This is a genomic window from Pseudomonas sp. MHK4 (genome assembly GCF_054600775.1).
This window is the reverse complement of record NZ_BAAIAK010000001.1, coordinates 113181-129943: the sequence shown is the minus strand read 5'-3', so window position 1 is coordinate 129943 and position 16763 is coordinate 113181. Positions and strand designations below refer to the sequence as shown.

Here is a 16763-nt window from a genome sequence, read left to right as displayed (position 1 = left end):
ACAGGATCTTTCATGTACCAGTACCATAAATGGCTAAGGTCCTTTCACGCGGTGGCCAAGACCGGCAGTTTCACCCTCGCCGCCGAGTACCTGAGCGTCGGCCAGCCGACCGTCAGTGAGCAGGTCAACGCGCTGGAGAAAAAGTTTTCCGTGGAACTGTTCCATCGTCGTGGGCGCTATATCGAGATGAGTTCCGCCGGACACAAGCTCTACGCGATCACCCAGGGGCTATTCGGCCAAGAGGATGAAGCCGTGCAACTGCTGCAGAGTTTCAAGCAACGCAAAACCGGCATGTTGCGCTTGGGGGCGGTCTCGCCGCCCATCGCCATGAACCTGACGTACGAACTGATGCAGCGTCATCCCGACATTGAACTGGAAACCTCGTTCTCCCCGGAACGGGAAACCCTGGATCGCCTGTTCAACTTCGACATCGACGTGGCGATCCTGGCGCTATCCGAGTTCGACCAGCGCTTCGATACGCAGCTGTACCGACGCTATCCGATTATTGCCATCGTCAGGGAGGACCATCCCTGGGCCCGGCAAGAAGAGGTGCATGTCGAGCAGATCAGCGAAGAGAAATGGGTCATGCGCGAAAAAAGCTCACGCACCCGGCAGCTGGTGGAGGAACGCTGCAAGCAACTGGGCGTCAGCCTGGACTGCGTCATGCAGTTGAACAGTCGTGAAGCCATCGTCCATGCCATCGCCAAGGGCATCGGCATTGGTTTCGTCTCTGCCGTCGAGTACGCCGAAACGCCCGGCACCAAGCCGATCACCTTCGTCAACCATCCGTTTTCCATCGACTACCACCTGTGCTGCCTCGGTATTCGCAGGAACCGCCCGATGATCGCCGAGTTGTTCGACTCAAGCCCAACGCCGGCCACCTGATCGCACAACCGGTTCCAACCATCCAAGGCCTTACTTCTCGTTGACGAGAGGGACGGCCACCCCATAACTACAAAAGTGGAGATTCACCATGCATTACCAACTACCTGCAAAGCTGCAAGCCGTGGTCCTGGACTGGGCAGGCACCGTCGTCGATTTCGGATCTTTCGCGCCAACGCAGATTTTCGTCGAGGCGTTCGCCGAGTTCGGCGTTGCCGTTTCCCTGGAAGAAGCCCGGGGCCCGATGGGCATGGGCAAGTGGGATCATATCCGCACCCTGTGCAATCAACCGCAGATCGCCGAGCGCTATCGTGCCGTGTTCGATCGGCTGCCGACCGATGACGACGTCACCGCCCTCTACGAACGTTTCATGCCCCTGCAAATCGAAAAGATCGCGCTGCATTCGGCGCTGATTCCCGGCGCACTGGACGCTATCGAGGCCCTGCGCGACAAGGGCCTGAAAATCGGCTCGTGCTCCGGTTATCCCGCCGTGGTCATGGAAAAAGTCGTCGAGCTGGCGCGCCGCAACGGCTACGTCGCCGATCACGTGGTGGCCACCGACGAGGTGCCCAATGGCCGCCCTCACCCGGCCCAGGCCCTGGCCAACGTGATTGCCCTGGGCATCAGCGACGTCGCCGCCTGCGTGAAAGTCGACGACACCTGGCCCGGCATTCTTGAAGGCCGCAGCGCAGGGATGTGGACGGTTGCGCTGACCTGTTCCGGCAACGCCCTGGGCCTGACCTACGATCAGTACCAGGCCCTGCCCGTCGAAAAGCTGGCCGAAGAGCGGGCGCGCATCATCAAGCTGTTCGAAGGTTCGCGCCCCCACTACCTGATCGACACCATCGTTGAGTTGCCAGGGGTTATCGAGGATATCAATGCGCGATTGGCGCGGGGCGAAACTCCTCAGGGTTGCTGACACCTGGCGCGCCTCGAGCATCTGGCGGCCACCTCCACGCACGGACGCCAGGTTGCTCAGGACAGCGTACTGGCGGTTGTGAGGCCGCCATCGCCGGCAGGCCGGCTCCCACAGTTGACCGGGTATGGCCGCGAGAAATGAGTCGGCTGTCAGGCCGTCATCGCTGGCCAGCCAGCTCCCACAGTGGACCGGGTATAGCCGCGAGAGATTGGTCGACTGGTACGCCGTCTTCTGCGATCCGGCGAAGACTTTGACACGGCCAAGCTTTTCAGCGAAGACACCTGCTGAAAGCTTGACCATGAACAGAGTGTCCAAAGGCGCCGAGCAGGCTCGATTACCTATGCGCCTTAACCAGCCCCTGATAATAAGGCAGCCTGTCAATCCGCGGTGCATAAGCACCCGTGGCGACACTGCGCTGGACATGCGCGGCGATCTCGTCCATCCGGGCAAACCACACATCACCCTTTTCCATCATGTATTCGATCAGCTTCGACACTTCATGCCAGCGTGACAGACGACCGGAAAGGAACGGATGCCAGACGGGTACGAAGAGCGCGCCATACTCCCAGGCGGCATCGAACTCGGCCTTGAACACCTCGACGGCGCGTTGCGGCGACTGGATCGGCATCTGGAAATCCAGGTCGATGCTGTGCATGTACTGGGGCCAGTCATCCAGCGCCCAGCTCGATGGCAGCTCCACCAGGTTCCCTGCTCCCGTGCGCAACAGATAGGGCACATCATCGCCCATCAAGGAGGCGTCATAACTGAAGCCACGCTCGATCAACAGGTCAGCCGAGTGCTCTGACATATTGTAGAGCGGCGCCCGCCAGCCCCTGGGTGCCTGGCCGGTGAAGCGCTTGATGGTGTCGCAACCGCGATCGAGCCAGTACGCTTCCTCTTCCCGGCTCAGCTCGTTGGGATGTTCATGGATATAGCCGTGGTGGGCAATTTCGTGCCCACCTTCGACGATCGCCTCGATGGCCTCGGGGTATTGCTCGATGCACCAGGCCGGAATGAAAAACGTCTGTTTGATCTCAAAGCGGCGGTAGGTTTCCAGGATTCTTGGAATTGCCACTTTGGGGCCATAGTGCAGCATCGAGATACTGGCAACCCGTGTCGCGGAATCCTTGGGGTGGGCCACATGCAGAATGCTGTCCGCATCCATATCAAAGGTAAAGGCCACGGCGCAGCGTGCACCGTTTGGCCAGACAATCGGATTTTCAATCATGCTTAATCACCCATGGGTATTGAACGTTATCGAATCACCAACAACAGCGACCCAGCGCTCGATCAATACTCGTGATCGATCAACCAGTTGGAATAATGGGTGAGCCCTTTTTCCAGCGACCATTGGGCGCGATAGCCCAGCTCCCGCTCGGCGGCACTCAGGTCCCATTCACCATGGCGATCGAGATGCCAATAACCGTCGCCCACTTCGATACGCGCTTGGGGAATGATCTTGCGGATGATTTCCACGGCTTGATGCAGCGTCCAGGAGCGATCACCGGCAATGTTGAACACACCGCCCTTGAGGTCCCGGGTTTCAGCCGCCATCAGTACCGCGCGCACAACGTCTTCCACATGGATGTAGTGAAACCGATGATCGCCGCCTGAAGCCAAGGTAAAGGTTTGACCACGGTGGACGGTTTTAAGAATGTCCCTGAGCACTTGCGGCATCTTGTTTTCAGGGCCATAGACTTCGGCGATTCGCAGGGAAATCACTTCCATACCGTAGAGATCGTTGTAGACCCGGCCAAAGTGCTCGGTGGCAATCTTGGTCACGCCGTAGGGTGTGGTTGGGTAAGTCGGTGTCTGCTCATTGATCTCTCCCTCGAAATGGCCATAGACCGTTTCCGAAGAAAAGTTGACCAACTTCTTGATGCCCGCCAGGCGCATGGCTTCAAGCAAATGAATGGTGCCATCGATGTTCGCCGTCACTGTCGTGATGGGCAGGTCGATGGACAAGTCGGGATGGGACATGGCCGCCGTATGAATGACACGATCAACGCCATGTTCCTGGAGGGTCCTGACAATCCTCGGTATGTCGAATAGCTCCCCCTGCACAGGGGTCATGAATTCAGACCTGGCTTCGGAGTAGTCACGGTTGTAACTCACCACCTTGACGCCTTGCTCGCTGAGCTTCTTGGTCAGGTATCTGCCCACATAGCCCAAACCACCGGTAATCATTACAGCGCTCATGTTGTTTCCTTCTTGTTATTAGCGGCGAAGTTAAAAGACAGCCAACTAGATCGCAGCGCCGCCATTGGGGCTGATGATCTGTCCCACCATGTAATCGCCCGCAGGCCCGGCCAGGGCGTGGACCATGGCGGCGATTTCATCCGGCTTGCCGAAGCGCCTCAATGGCAGGCTCGCGCGGGTCTCATCGTTGAATTCGATGGTGTCGTTGATCAGCATGTCGGTTTCAATCGGCCCCGGCGCGACCGAATTGACCAGTACACCTTTGGGGGCCACTTCCTTGGCGACCGCCTTGGTCAGCGCGATCACCCCGCCCTTGGAGGCGCAATATGCGGCGTAGGTCGGGAAGCCAATCAGCCCCAGCTCCGAGCTGATGTTGATGATCCGTCCCTGACCGCGTGCCAGCATGCCCGGCAACACGGCCTGCATGCAGGCCCAGGTGCCGCCGAGGTTGGTGCTGATCATCTGCTCCCACTGCGCCCAGGTCGTTTGCTCGACCGTCGCCGAAACCAGTCTGCCGGCATTGTTGATCAGGACATCCACCCGCCCGTAACGACTCTCTGCCTCGCGGATGATCCCGGCAGCGGATTCGGGATGACTGATATCCGCCTGGACGGTGAACCCGTCGCCACCGTTGGCTTCGGCGAGGCGGATGACTTCGTCCAGTTGATCCTTGGTGTCGAAGTAATTGAGGACCAAGTGATCGCCACTCGCCGCAAAACGCCTGGCGATGGCCAGCCCTATGCCCCTTGCTGCGCCCGTGATAACGACAACACGTTTCATAAGTTCTCCGATGTTTTTTAAAAAATCAGGACTGTTGAGCCTTGGAAAGTACTGGTTTCCTGGAGACACGCGATTGCCAGACCAGAATCAACGCGCCAGACAGAATCGTCAGCGCACCCAGGTACCAGGCCGTGTATTGATCCTCTGGCGAGACCGGATTGGCGCCGGCGGTGTAACCGATGTATCCCAGGACGAGAATGGCCAGGGTGGCGGGAATCGACAGGACCAGAGCAATGGCGAAACGCTGGCGTCGGAAGGTCATGACAATGAAGGCAGCAATAGCAGCCATGTAGGACATCACCAGCGTGATGGTCACCACGTCGTAGTACCAGACGATCTTGTCCAGCGGTTTCCACCACAGCAGTGCAATGGCGACGGCCGCGACAAGCACACTGGCGAGCCAGGGCGACTTGGTCTTGTTGACGGCACTGAGCGCCAACGGCAAATGCCCTTCTTCACTCATGCGATAGAGCGTGCGCGCCGCCGCACTCGACGAGATCTGCATACCGGCACAAGCCGAAGTGATCACAACGAACAGTGCAATCCAGGCCATGGCCGGCGGCAGGTAGACGTTCGCCACCGCGGCGATTGGCCCACCGTTGCCATCCTCGATGATGGCCGCCAGTGTCTCCACGGGCACGGCATACTGCCAGCCGATGGCCGCGAGGGTGTAGATGACAAAGGCGGAAGTCAAAACCAGCAACATGGAGCGCTGCACGGTTCGAACCGGAATCCGCGACTCCTCGATGTAGTTGATCGCCGAATCGAAGTTGGCGAGCATCCATACGCCGAACAGCACTCCTGGCCCGATGGCTGACCAACTGCCCGGCCCTTCTGGCGTGTACATGGACAGCACCGACAGGTCCGGCACCTGAGGGTCGATGATGCCCATCAACCCGAGCCCGGCAACGACACTGATCTCGAAAATCAGAAAGATGCTGGCGATTTTCGCGGTGGCATTGACGCCCTTGCAGGAGATGGCCAGGAAGACCAGGACCATGCCCGTACCAATCAACTTGGCATTGAGCGCACCCGCCAGGGACGGGAACAGCGCCTGGATATATTCAGTGCCGATAATTGCACACATGGCCATCACTGCCGTGCAGGCCACCGAGTACGCCCAGCCGAGAATGGTCCCGACGCTGGTATGCAGGAAACGCGAGGTGAAGGTAAAGACGCCGCCTGCCGAGGGGGCCTGGCGAGTGAGGGAGATCATGCAGAACGCCATGACCAGCATGGGAAAGAAGTACGCAATCAATATGGCCAGCGGCGCATGGTGGCCCGATATCGAGTAAAGAATCGACATCGAAGAGGCGGCAATCCAGCCGGGAGCATTAAAACCCAGTGCTGAAAACGTCACATCCCTGGTGGTGAGAGTCCCCTTGTTTAGCGCTGTATCAAGTTCACGAACAGTTCCGTCACGGTCATAACCGATGATGTCATAGAAGTTCATTTGTCAGGCTCTGATTAATAGCTATAGAAGATGTTGTAGCGCCAAGCCGTGTGAACCGGTTTGAACGCCGCTCTTATTATTCAACTATGCAAAATGCAGATACTTAAAACCCGAACAAGCCAGAGTTCCGCAGCTTATCCGGAGTTTGCTTACAGCTTTGTTGTTTTTATGGCGGTAGCGCTTAAACCTTTGAATGTGGGTGGCCAGTATAGAAACAGGCAAAAAAAACCTGCCATCAGGAATGTCCGATCTTTGGATCGCAAAGGGCGAAGTAAGGCTCGCCCACCTTGCAGTTTTCGGATAGCGCCGGTCACTCGATCCGCGCATCATCACCGGCCCCGCTCATAGCCGTTCCCTTCGACAAGAATGTACAGCGTCAAATCGGCCTCTCAAACCGTCTCTATACTCAGCCAGAACCACCTGAACGGAGGACTCCCATGCGCTACGCCTTCACATTGAAAAATGGTGCCATGGCCCTTTTCGATCCAGACACCGCCTTGCTTACCCTCACCACACCCCATGGAGAAGTACAAAGCACTACGATAGGCAGAGCAGAATCGCGTCTATTGGAGCTGCTGCTCATGGAACCCGGCCAGACCAAAAGTCGTGAGGAGATCATCGACTACACCTGGAATGACCGAGTCGTCGCCTCTGGCAGTTTGAACCAGGCGGTTTTCTCTCTTAGAAACATTCTCAACGACAGTCGTGATCACGAGATCCTGATGACGGTTCCGCGAAGAGGCTATTGCTTCAACCGTCTCTATGTAGTCGATGTCCCCACAAGTCTCCCGACGCCTTCGCAAGACGTTGCGCCTGTGCCTGCGATTGAAGAGCCAGCGCCCTACGGCAATGATGATCTACCGGTGCCTGCGCAAAAGACCAGGAAATCTACTTTCCTGACAAAAGCCCAGTTAATAGGCTATGTCCTGACCTTGGCGGTATGCGCCTACACAGGTTTCCACTCTGGCTTCGACTCAACGAGAGTTGAAGTCTTGAGCGTGAAACACAACGAACTGGTCATCCATGCCGTTGCCCAGAGCGTCGCCGAGGCTCAATCGCTGAGGGATCTTTCGGCGACCCAGGTAGAACAGCTTGCGGCAAATTTGAAAGGCGAGGTGTGGTTGAACCTGTTTAAATCAAATTACTCTGTTTCGTGCGTTCGTCCGGATCTAAGCACTGCAAACCTGCAATTGAATAGCGAGCAAAAAGACCTTGCCCCGATGATCCGGCAATGTTTGGAAGCCACCCTATGAAGTCAATGACCGCTTCAACTGTTCACTGGATAGTCCTCGCAATCATTAACGCCACCTGTGTCTTTTCCTTGACCTATTCGCCATCTTATTACATGGAAAATATCAGTTATCAAACCATGACCCGACAATGGTTGGAGGACTCCAATCAACTCAATACTGAAGAGTATTTGACCATCGGCCATGGCCGATTGACACAGACCACTATTGAAAGCCTGAACGGCAAGATTCGTAATGCGACCATCTCGGCGCAGATTGTCCGGGAAAGCAAACATCATGTGCAAATAAAGATCAGCAACGTCAAACTTAGCCAGGATAACGAATTATTCGCCATTGAAAAGACGCCTGATCTGTTTTTCAGGCGTCAATTCGTCCTGCAGGAAGGCGCTGTCCTCAACTACGAGTTGCTCCCTACCGCCGATAAGAACGCCGTGTGTTTTTATGTGCATGACATTGGCCGCTTGCGCTGCATGAATCACTGAGCCATCTGCAAGCCATCAAATCAGAACAAAAATAATAATTACTAATTTGAATCAAACCCCCTCCCCCCGCAACATCCCGCCTTTGTAGCGCTGGGAGTCGTTCCTGCTGACATCAGCGCAAATGCCGACTCCACACGCCAGTTGAACATTTCCCCCGAGCCGTCAAATCAATGATAACCAGGATCCTGGCAATTCTAGCGCTGGCTGCAATATCGTTTCCTTCAGCAGCGCACAATGAGTATTCGATCGGCCGTACGCAAATCGAACTCTACGAATTGGAATTGAGCCCAAACGAAACAATCAAGCTCAAGCACTTGAAAATCTATTCTGAAAAGGAAGCCCATGATGATAATGAAGATGCTTTTGGTAGCGACTTGCCTGCCCCGCCACAAAATCAACAATCAGAGTCACGACCTGTCGCTGACTCCAGTTTAAGCAAAATATGAGTTTTTGACTTCAACCAGCATCGTGGGAGCAGGACTATCCGCAGGCACTGCCTAACATCATCAACAAGGAATGCACGTCAATGCTGCTAAAAAACCTCGCTACCGTATCCTTTGGTGTATTGCTGTCTCTCAAGGCCCTGGCTGATGACAAGGAACTCTATGGCGCCGACCTGACGCGCATTGAAAGCAACAAGAACAAGCTGAACGATGAAAAGTCCGATTACAGGATTGTCACAGCCTATCGTGCTGAGGATTTTTTTGCTTTTGATGCGGCAGCCATCAGCCCGGCGAGCCAAAAAACCGCCATCTTCGGTTCGAAACTGGCACCCGAAAAACTGCAAGGCCTGGTGGAAGTATCCGAGAGCGACGCGTACGTCTTTACTGCGGCGCTGTCGATGCCCGAGAAAAATCCTGGCACTGTCCCTTTAGCTGAAGAGCGTTCCATTCCATGAGCATCATGATCCCTGATGAAGTCTTTCATGTAACGTCCACCGCTGCGGACAAACCCGATAGAACAGTTGGCCGTTGGCAACTGAGCCTCGCTCCCTTGGAGCACGAAGCACATATCAGGCAGCATAAGCTCTTTGAGGGCACCAGGCTTGAATGCAGTCGACTGGAGTTTGATTCAACCGTCACCCTGATGGGTTCTGTCCCCCGGGGCTTTGTAACCTTGGCCATTTCACAGGCTTCGGTGGGTCGACCCACGGTCAATAATCATCATTTGTGGCCTAACGAAATCATCGTGATGTATAGCGGCGAGCCCATGCACTACACCTGCGAGCCGAATGAAACGCTATTCACCCTGACCACGACTCTGGAACATTACGTACATTGCCTTGGAAATCATTCCTGCGTCGATATGCTGCGGGATCGAAAGGCGCAGCGCTTCCAGGTTGCACATTTCAAGTTGGTGCAATCTGCCATTGAGGCGATCAACGCCTACTCCATTGACGCCCACCCGCCTCATTTGCAACCGCTCAGCTGCGCTGAGATTTCAGCAGCTGAAAGTGCCTTGCTGATTTCTCTGCTGCGGGCCCTGATACCTGTTGGCCGATCCGCGACGACTCCCCCGCGAAGAAGAAAGATCGCATTAGAAGCCATGCAATACATTCATGAAAATACAAAAAAGTCGCTCAACATGAAGGCGCTGGTCAAGCACCTGCAAACGACCACTCGCAGCCTGCACCATGGTTTCGTCGAAACATTCGGGATTTCGCCAATCGCTTACATTAAAAAGCTGAGACTCGCCCGTGTCCGCCGGGACTTGATCGCCAACACCTGGCCAACGGTTACCGAAACCGCCATGTATTGGAATTTTCATCATCTGGGTCGGTTTTCCAAGGCGTATCAGGATGCTTATGGAGAAACACCTTCGGAAACCGCCAGGCGCAACTCCGCAACACTGGCAGCAATCGCAAAATAACAATCATTAATTTTCATCCAACCGCCTGAATGGTCAGCATGCTTGCATCTACCCAAGGGGATAAGCATGCGCTATCGATTGAATTCGCTACCACTCAAACAGAAAGTCATCTTTTGCCTGGCCGCCTATTTATCGGGCGTCGCCCTGGCCTGGCTGGTTAACACCTATTAACACTTTGCGGTGACTGAGAAATATCAATCAATGACTTCAATCAGTCTTCACGATCAATCAAATTTTCAGTCAACACCCATCGACAACTGTAGAAGGACCCTGCCTCACATGCTATTTCGAAACCTTGGCTTCGTTTCACTGCTTTCGTTGTTGTCTTTTCAGGCGCTCGCTGATGATAAAGGTTTATATCTTGGTGCCGGTGTCAGCAGTATTGAAACCGACAAAGTCCATTTGAACGATGAAGACACCAGTTACAAGGTGTTTGCAGGCTATCGACTCAACGGCTATCTGGCCTTCGAAGGCGCCTTCGTCGATCTCGGCCAGTTCGAAGACAAGCATCTGGATTTCGACGGCAAGTCTGTCCAGGCCAGTGCCCATCTCGGCTTTCCGTTGGGAGATCGGGTTCGAGTATTCGGCATTGTCGGTGCCCATGCATGGGATGCTGACGGCAATGCCGCCGATGACGATAGGGGAGTGGACCTGACCTACGGTGCCGGTGTTGAAGTTGATGTATTTCGCAACATCGGAGTCCGTGCTGAATATGAAGTACTGCAGGTCGGTAACATGGACTTGAATCAAACAACGGCGTCGGCTTTTATTCTTTTTTAACCCCTCCTGAATTGAGCGGCCTTGCGGGTCGCTCAACCTCAAGCCTCCATCCTCCCCTGCTTGCCCTATCGATCCTCGCGCAGAGACGGGAAGCCCTGTCACCTTGGCTCCTATCGCAATCACGGAGACTGCGACGGGCGAACGCAGCGGCGTCACTGAAGACACCCACTCGTACATACGCTGTACCCGACCACTTGCTGCGCACCTTCACCACCTACCGTCTGCCAGGTGCTTTCAACAAGCTGACCATTGGCGGCGGGGTCAACTGGCAGGACTCGATCTGCACCTACGCCACCAACCCGGCGGGCAATTCGGAGAAGATCCAGCAGGATGCCTCACCGGACTGGCGGTGGTGTCGTGCTTTTTTTTGCTCGAATTAAATGTTATGTTATATCAATACTTCCTGCCTGCGACCTTCAATGACAAGCCTTGTTCAAAACCCACCCATCACCAACGTTAGCCAACGCCTGATGTCCATCGATGCCCTCCGGGGATTGGTGATCATCTTCATGCTGCTGGATCACGTGCGCGAGACGTTCTTCCTGCACCGCCAGGTCTCCGACCCGATGCTCATCGACAGCACGGAACCCACGTTGTTTTTCAGCCGCACGCTCGCCCACTTGTGCGCGCCGGTGTTCGTTCTGCTCACGGGTCTGTCAGCGTTTCTGTACGGTGAAAAGCACCAGGGCGCCCACGCGGTGTCGACGTTCCTGTTCAAGCGTGGCCTGTTCCTGGTGGTGCTGGAGTTCACCCTGGTGAATTTCGCCTGGACCTTCCAGTTCCCGCCCACCGTGATTTACCTGCAGGTGATCTGGGCGATCGGCATCAGCATGATGGCCCTCGCGGCACTGGCCTGGCTGCCTCGCCCCGTCCTCTGTGCCCTGGGCCTGGTGATCGTTGCCGGGCACAACCTGCTCGACCCCCTGCACTTCCCGGTCGGTTCGGCGCTGCACCTGCCCTGGGCCATTCTGCATGATCGCGGCTGGATCGAATTCTCGGACAGCCTGCGCCTGCGCAGTTCCTACCCGGTGCTGCCGTGGATCGGCGTCATCGCCCTGGGTTACTGCATCGGCCCCTGGTTCGCCCGCCCAGCCTCGGCCACCTTGCGCCAGCGTTATCTGTTGCTGGCCGGGGTCGGCGCCTTGCTCGGTTTCGTCGTCCTGCGCCTGGTCAACGGTTATGGCGAGGCACATTGGCAGGTCCATGCCAGCCCCACGCTCACCCTCATGAGTTTCTTCAACATCACCAAATACCCGCCTTCCCTGCTGTTCCTGGGGCTGACGCTGGGAATGGGGCTCTTGCTGTTGCTGGGCTTCGAGCGGGCCCGGCAACAGAAGTGGATCAGCACCCTGGCGGTCTTTGGCGCGGCTCCGATGTTCTTCTACCTGCTCCATCTTTATGTGCTGAAAGGGCTGTACCTGATCAGCGTGGCGTTGTTGGGTCTGAACCAGGGCGATTACTTCGGGTTCGACGGCATCTGGGCCGTGTGGCTGACCGCCGTGCTGCTGGCTGCGGCGCTGTATCTGCCGGTGCGCTGGTTCGCTGCATTGAAGGCGCGTCGGCGTGATATCGGCTGGCTCAAATACTTCTGATCAGGAGTTGGGTTCGCCTCAGGCGGCATGATCGACTACCATGCCGCCGCCGGTTTCCACATGGGATTAATAGGGAATCCGTGATGCTGCCAACGCATCAAACGGAACTGCCCCCGCAACTGTAGGTGCTGAGCCTGCTCCTGAACTGCCACTGGGATCGAATCCCGGGAAGGCTGGAGCAGGCGATGACGCACCAGTCAGGAGACCTGCCGGCCAAGCAACAATCACTAACCGGCGGGGTGTCCGGGGAGGACATCCTTGTGCGCGCGTCACCCAGGTGACGGGCACTGCACTGCCCTTTCGGCAGCGCTCGATGATGTGTTTCCAGACCCTTGCGCCGTAGACGGTTCAAATGGAGATTGCATCATGCTGCTGCCCCGCTTTGTCGCCCTCGTCACTGGCCTGGGCCTTACGTCCGTCGCCTGCGCCGCACCGACCCATTACCCGCTGACGGTCGAGAACTGCGGCAGCACGCTGACGTTCGCCCACGCCCCGGCACGGGCGGTGACCATCGGCCAGGCCGGCACGGAAATGCTTTTTGCCCTGGGTCTGGGTGACAAGCTGGTCGGCACTTCACTGTGGTTCAACGATGTGCTCGCTCAGTACAAGCCGCAGAACGACAGGATCGAGCGCCTGGCCGACAACGAGCCGAGTTTCGAGTCGGTGATCGGCAAGCGTCCGGAGCTGGTCGCTGTCGAGCTTGAGTGGATGGTCGGTCCGCAAGGCGCCGTCGGTACCCGCGAACAGTTTCATGAACTGCAGATTCCCTCCTATCTGATGCCCTCGGACTGCGAGTCCAAGGACAACCTGGTCGGCGCCGACGGCACCCGTCTGCAGCCGTTTCGGATTGAAAGCATTTACAAAAGCGTCACCCAGCTGGGCGAGATCTTCGATGTCCAGGCGCGTGCCCAACAGCTGAACGCGCAGCTGCAGGCCAGCCTGGCCAAGTCCATGGCCCTGGTGCAAGGCAAAGACCTGAAGCACACCAGCGCGCTGGTCTGGTTTTCCAGTGCCAGCCTGGACATCGACCCCTATGTCGCCGGGCACAAGGGCATTCCCGACTTCATGCTCAACACCCTGGGCGTGCGCAACGTGGTGCAGTCCGACGAAGAGTGGCCAACCGTCGGCTGGGAAACCATCGCCAAGGCCAACCCGACTTTCCTGGTGATCGCGCGTATGGATCGCCGGCGCTTCCCCGCTGACGACTATCAAAAGAAACTGCAATTCCTGCACAGCGACCCCGTGACCCGCAACATGGACGCGGTGAAGAACAACCGCATCATCATCCTCGACGCCATGGCCATGCAGGCCAGCCTGAGAACGTTCGATGGTCTCGAAGCGCTGGCCACCGCCCTCCACGGCTACGACCTGCCGCAATGACCAGGACGCTGATTCGCACACTGCTCGCACTGGTGATATTGCTTCTGGCCGTGATCGCCGGTGTGGCCATCGGTGAAACGCACATTGAACCGGCGGTGGTGTTCCAGGTGCTGGCCAACAAACTGTGGTCGGCAGGCTACGCCCTCGATCCCATCGACCAGGGCATCGTCTGGAACTACCGCCTGACCCGCGCGCTGGTGGCGGCGGCGTGTGGCGCGGGACTGGCGACCTGCGGGGTGATCCTGCAATCGCTGTTGCGCAACCCGTTGGCCGATCCCTACCTGCTGGGCATTTCCGCAGGGGCCTCGACGGGCGCGGTGCTGGTGGCGTTGCTCGGCTTTGGTGCCGGCGCGATTTCGATGTCGGCCGGGGCGTTTGCCGGGGCCGTTACTGCCTTCGCCGTCGTTGTGTTGCTCGGCCGTGCCAGCGGTTCGCCTGGCAGTACCTCGCAGATCATCCTGGCGGGGATTGCCGGGTCGCAACTGTTCAATGCGCTGACGGCGTTTCTGATCACCAAGTCGGCCAGTTCGGAGCAGGCTCGCGGCATCATGTTCTGGTTGCTGGGCAATCTCAGTGGCGTGCGCTGGCCATCGGTGTGGCTGGCGGTACCGGTTGCCCTCGCGGGTCTCGTGGTTTGCCTGTGGCACCGGCGTGCGCTGGATGCCTTCACCTTTGGCGCGGACTCCGCGGCCTCACTTGGCATCGCGGTACGTCCCGTGCAATTTCTGTTGATCGGTTGTGCCGCCCTGGTCACGGCGGTCATGGTGTCGATCGTCGGCTCCATCGGTTTCGTTGGCCTGGTCATCCCCCATGCCGCCAGGCTGTTGCTGGGCACTCGGCATACGCGCCTGCTGCCGGCCAGCGCGCTGGGTGGCGCGGTGTTCCTGATTGCCGCCGATGTGCTCTCGCGCACGCTGATCAAGGGCCAGGTGATTCCGGTGGGAGTGATCACTGCGTTGGTCGGCGCGCCGGTGTTCGCGCTAATCCTGGTCGCTCGCAGGAACGCCCGATGAATGCGCCTGCGCCTGTTCTCCACGACCCCGTGCTGAGTTGTTCCGGTCTCGGATTCTCGATCCGCGATGCCGAGTTGCTGCACGACATTCACCTCGACATTCATGCTGGCGAGACCCTGGGCCTTGTGGGACCCAACGGTTCGGGAAAGTCCACGCTGCTCAAACTGCTGGCCGGCGTGCGCAGCCCCAGTCGGGGAGCCATCCATCTCAACGGTCACTGCCTCAAGTCACTGTCACGGCGAACCATCGCGCAAACCCTGGCGGTGGTTGAGCAGCAAGCCGACACCCTGGATGCGATCAGTGTGTTCGATGCCGTCGCCCTGGGCCGAACGCCGTGGCTGTCGGCCCTGAGCCCGTGGTCGGCGGCGGACGATGGCATCGTCCATCAAGCCTTGCGCGACGTGGATGCGACTCATCTGCGCAAGCGCACCTGGCGCAGCCTCTCCGGCGGCGAGCGTCAGCGCGTGCATATCGCTCGCGCCCTGGCCCAGCGCCCGAGCATCCTGTTGCTGGACGAGCCGACCAATCACCTGGATATCCAGCACCAACTGGCGATCCTGCAGGTGGTTCACGCATTGCCGGTGACCAGCGTGATTGCACTGCACGACCTCAATCAGGCGCTCACCTGCGATCGTTTGGCCGTGCTGGAAAAGGGCCGCCTGGTGGCCCTCGGCAAACCGCTTGAGGTGCTGACTCCCAAGCGCCTGCTGGACACCTTCGGCGTCCATGCGCACTACCTCATCGACCCCTTTGACGGCGCGCAGATCCTGCGTTTGCGTTCATCCTGATTCGTTTGTGGACTCCCAGAAAATGCCTCCCCGATCCGCCTTTCTCCTCGCCTTGGCCAGTCCGTTCACCCTGGCTGATTCGGCTCAATCGCAATCCAATGGCTTTGTCCAGGACAGCGCCTGGAGCCTGCTCAACCGCACGGTCTACGACCATCGCGAGTACCGTCATGGCGCTCGCAACAGCGCTGCGCGCAATGCCTACAAGCCGCGTGACGAGCGAAATGGCTACGCTGAAGAATGGGCCTACGGGCTGATGGGGACGCTGCAATCAGGCTTCACCCAGGGCCTGATCGGGGTGGGAGTGGATACCCATGCCTATCTCGGCACACAACTCGACAGCGGCGGCGGCCGCGCCGGGAAAGCGCGATTGCTTGGGCTCGACAACCAGGGGCATCCCAAGGACGAGTTCAGCCGCGGCGGTGCCGCGCTCAAACTGCGCCTGTCATCGACAGTGCTGAGCTATGGCGAGCAGCGCGTGAAAACGCCCGTGTTCAGTTCCTCCGATAGCCGCCTGCTGCCGGAAACCGCCACCGGCCTGTTCCTCTCCAGCAACGAGTTCGCGGCACTGAAGCTGGTAGCGGGACACTTCACCGACAGCACCGATCGAAATGCCAGCAGTCATGACCAGGGCCTGGTGGTCAACTACTCCAACGCCGTGAAAGGCAAAACCTTCGATCTCGCGGGCATGGTCTTCACACCGGCGAAGAACCTGAACCTGAGCCTCTATTCATCGCGCTACGAGGACACCTGGAACCAGCACTATCTGGGCAGCACCTTCCTCCAGACGCTGGGTGAAAAGCGCTCGTTGGCACTCAACCTGAACCTGTACCGCACCCTTGATAAGGGCAAGTCGTTATCCGGCAGGATCGACAATACCACCTGGAGCCTGATGTCCACTTACACCCAGGGCCCCCACGGCTTCAGCCTCGGTTATCAGAAAGTGGATGGAAACACGCCGTTTGATTACGTCACCCGTGGCGCGATTTTCATCAGCAACGCCGTGCAGCTGTCGGACTTCAACGCCCCCCATGAACAATCCTGGCAGGCTCGCTACGATCTGGACATCACCCCTTGGGGATTGCCGGGCCTGTCCATGGGCGCCGCCTATGTCCGTGGCAGCCAGATCGATGGCAGCCACGTCGACCCGCAGGGCGGCTACGCCTGGCTGGGTTATGGCCAAGGCGGCAAACATTGGGAACGTGACCTGGAGATGCGCTATGTGGTGCAAGGTGGCGCGGCGAAAGGCACCACCTTGTCGCTGCGACACAACGTGCATCGGGGCAATACCGCCCAGGCAGAACTGGACACGGACCAGATACGCCTGGCTGTCGAATACCCTCTGACAGGCAGGTTGTGAAAAGGTCGGTTATCGTTGT

Annotated in this window: 17 protein-coding genes and 1 riboswitch; of the genes, 13 read left to right on the top strand and 4 right to left on the bottom strand. The window is 57.9% G+C overall.

Annotation, left to right across the window (positions count from 1 at the left end):
• Positions 1–12: 12 nt before the first annotated feature.
• Together ACYP2Q_RS00640 and phnX are read left to right on the top strand one after the other, a co-directional pair.
• Positions 13–885: a LysR substrate-binding domain-containing protein gene (locus ACYP2Q_RS00640; RefSeq protein WP_459728624.1), complete on the top strand. Its 873-nt coding sequence runs from the start codon at positions 13–15 to the stop codon at positions 883–885.
• An 88-nt stretch (positions 886–973) separates the two neighbouring features.
• Positions 974–1801, top strand: a complete 828-nt coding sequence (gene phnX / locus ACYP2Q_RS00635) for a phosphonoacetaldehyde hydrolase (RefSeq protein WP_459728623.1) — start codon at positions 974–976, stop codon at positions 1799–1801.
• A 334-nt stretch (positions 1802–2135) separates the two neighbouring features.
• Here the strand turns inward: phnX and ACYP2Q_RS00630 are convergent, their stop codons facing one another.
• The 4 genes from ACYP2Q_RS00630 to ACYP2Q_RS00615 all read right to left on the bottom strand — a co-directional run bounded on the left by ACYP2Q_RS00630 (position 2136) and on the right by ACYP2Q_RS00615 (position 6233).
• Positions 2136–3029, bottom strand: coding sequence for a polysaccharide deacetylase family protein (locus ACYP2Q_RS00630; protein WP_459728621.1), 894 nt, complete (start codon positions 3027–3029; stop codon positions 2136–2138).
• A 62-nt stretch (positions 3030–3091) separates the two neighbouring features.
• A complete protein-coding gene (locus ACYP2Q_RS00625; protein ID WP_459728619.1) occupies positions 3092–4000 on the bottom strand; it encodes an NAD-dependent epimerase/dehydratase family protein in 909 nt (302 codons plus the stop codon).
• Positions 4001–4045: 45 nt separating this feature from the next.
• On the bottom strand, positions 4046–4780 hold the full coding sequence (locus ACYP2Q_RS00620; protein WP_459728617.1) for an SDR family NAD(P)-dependent oxidoreductase: 735 nt from the start codon (positions 4778–4780) through the stop codon (positions 4046–4048).
• Between the two features lie 25 nt (positions 4781–4805).
• Positions 4806–6233: an APC family permease gene (locus ACYP2Q_RS00615; RefSeq protein ID WP_459728616.1), complete on the bottom strand. Its 1428-nt coding sequence runs from the start codon at positions 6231–6233 to the stop codon at positions 4806–4808.
• A 437-nt stretch (positions 6234–6670) separates the two neighbouring features.
• Between ACYP2Q_RS00615 and ACYP2Q_RS00610 the strand changes: the two genes are divergently transcribed.
• From ACYP2Q_RS00610 to ACYP2Q_RS00560, 11 genes are all read left to right on the top strand, one after another.
• Entirely contained in the window at positions 6671–7486 is an 816-nt protein-coding gene (locus ACYP2Q_RS00610) for a winged helix-turn-helix domain-containing protein (RefSeq protein WP_459728614.1), read from the top strand.
• Entirely contained in the window at positions 7483–7965 is a 483-nt protein-coding gene (locus ACYP2Q_RS00605; RefSeq protein WP_459728612.1) for a hypothetical protein, read from the top strand. The genes ACYP2Q_RS00610 and ACYP2Q_RS00605 overlap by 4 nt, the downstream gene beginning before the upstream one ends.
• Positions 7966–8491: 526 nt before the next feature.
• Entirely contained in the window at positions 8492–8863 is a 372-nt protein-coding gene (locus ACYP2Q_RS00600; protein WP_459728610.1) for a hypothetical protein, read from the top strand.
• Complete coding sequence (locus tag ACYP2Q_RS00595; protein WP_459728608.1) at positions 8860–9834, top strand: AraC family transcriptional regulator; 975 nt, start codon at positions 8860–8862, stop codon at positions 9832–9834. Before ACYP2Q_RS00600 ends, ACYP2Q_RS00595 begins: the two co-directional genes overlap by 4 nt.
• 279 nt (positions 9835–10113) lie before the next feature.
• Positions 10114–10614, top strand: a complete 501-nt coding sequence (locus tag ACYP2Q_RS00590; protein WP_459728607.1) for an outer membrane beta-barrel protein — start codon at positions 10114–10116, stop codon at positions 10612–10614.
• Positions 10615–10808: 194 nt separating this feature from the next.
• Positions 10809–10994 carry a hypothetical protein gene (locus tag ACYP2Q_RS00585; RefSeq protein ID WP_459728606.1) on the top strand — a complete coding sequence of 62 codons (186 nt, stop codon included), beginning with the start codon at positions 10809–10811 and terminating at the stop codon, positions 10992–10994.
• Between the two features lie 39 nt (positions 10995–11033).
• On the top strand, positions 11034–12206 hold the full coding sequence (locus ACYP2Q_RS00580) for a DUF1624 domain-containing protein (RefSeq protein ID WP_459728605.1): 1173 nt from the start codon (positions 11034–11036) through the stop codon (positions 12204–12206).
• A gap of 33 nt (positions 12207–12239) precedes the next feature.
• A riboswitch (cobalamin riboswitch) is annotated at positions 12240–12434 on the top strand.
• Between the two features lie 138 nt (positions 12435–12572).
• A complete protein-coding gene (locus ACYP2Q_RS00575; protein ID WP_459728604.1) occupies positions 12573–13586 on the top strand; it encodes an ABC transporter substrate-binding protein in 1014 nt (337 codons plus the stop codon).
• On the top strand, positions 13583–14599 hold the full coding sequence (locus ACYP2Q_RS00570) for a FecCD family ABC transporter permease (RefSeq protein ID WP_459728603.1): 1017 nt from the start codon (positions 13583–13585) through the stop codon (positions 14597–14599). The genes ACYP2Q_RS00575 and ACYP2Q_RS00570 overlap by 4 nt, the downstream gene beginning before the upstream one ends.
• Positions 14596–15387: an ABC transporter ATP-binding protein gene (locus ACYP2Q_RS00565; protein ID WP_459728601.1), complete on the top strand. Its 792-nt coding sequence runs from the start codon at positions 14596–14598 to the stop codon at positions 15385–15387. The genes ACYP2Q_RS00570 and ACYP2Q_RS00565 overlap by 4 nt, the downstream gene beginning before the upstream one ends.
• A 22-nt stretch (positions 15388–15409) precedes the next feature.
• Complete coding sequence (locus tag ACYP2Q_RS00560) at positions 15410–16744, top strand: OprD family porin (RefSeq protein ID WP_459728600.1); 1335 nt, start codon at positions 15410–15412, stop codon at positions 16742–16744.
• Positions 16745–16763 lie beyond the last annotated feature (19 nt).

Coding starts and splice junctions, on each gene's coding strand:
- phnX (WP_459728623.1), top strand. CDS start 974: ATGCATTACCAACTACCTGCAAAGCTGCAAGCCGTGGTCCTGGACTGG.
- ACYP2Q_RS00565 (WP_459728601.1), top strand. CDS start 14,596: ATGAATGCGCCTGCGCCTGTTCTCCACGACCCCGTGCTGAGTTGTTCC.
- ACYP2Q_RS00605 (WP_459728612.1), top strand. CDS start 7,483: ATGAAGTCAATGACCGCTTCAACTGTTCACTGGATAGTCCTCGCAATC.
- ACYP2Q_RS00610 (WP_459728614.1), top strand. CDS start 6,671: ATGCGCTACGCCTTCACATTGAAAAATGGTGCCATGGCCCTTTTCGAT.
- ACYP2Q_RS00575 (WP_459728604.1), top strand. CDS start 12,573: ATGCTGCTGCCCCGCTTTGTCGCCCTCGTCACTGGCCTGGGCCTTACG.
- ACYP2Q_RS00625 (WP_459728619.1), bottom strand. CDS start 4,000: ATGAGCGCTGTAATGATTACCGGTGGTTTGGGCTATGTGGGCAGATAC.
- ACYP2Q_RS00590 (WP_459728607.1), top strand. CDS start 10,114: ATGCTATTTCGAAACCTTGGCTTCGTTTCACTGCTTTCGTTGTTGTCT.
- ACYP2Q_RS00620 (WP_459728617.1), bottom strand. CDS start 4,780: ATGAAACGTGTTGTCGTTATCACGGGCGCAGCAAGGGGCATAGGGCTG.
- ACYP2Q_RS00560 (WP_459728600.1), top strand. CDS start 15,410: ATGCCTCCCCGATCCGCCTTTCTCCTCGCCTTGGCCAGTCCGTTCACC.
- ACYP2Q_RS00570 (WP_459728603.1), top strand. CDS start 13,583: ATGACCAGGACGCTGATTCGCACACTGCTCGCACTGGTGATATTGCTT.
- ACYP2Q_RS00630 (WP_459728621.1), bottom strand. CDS start 3,029: ATGATTGAAAATCCGATTGTCTGGCCAAACGGTGCACGCTGCGCCGTG.
- ACYP2Q_RS00640 (WP_459728624.1), top strand. CDS start 13: ATGTACCAGTACCATAAATGGCTAAGGTCCTTTCACGCGGTGGCCAAG.
- ACYP2Q_RS00600 (WP_459728610.1), top strand. CDS start 8,492: ATGCTGCTAAAAAACCTCGCTACCGTATCCTTTGGTGTATTGCTGTCT.
- ACYP2Q_RS00615 (WP_459728616.1), bottom strand. CDS start 6,233: ATGAACTTCTATGACATCATCGGTTATGACCGTGACGGAACTGTTCGT.
- ACYP2Q_RS00595 (WP_459728608.1), top strand. CDS start 8,860: ATGAGCATCATGATCCCTGATGAAGTCTTTCATGTAACGTCCACCGCT.
- ACYP2Q_RS00580 (WP_459728605.1), top strand. CDS start 11,034: ATGACAAGCCTTGTTCAAAACCCACCCATCACCAACGTTAGCCAACGC.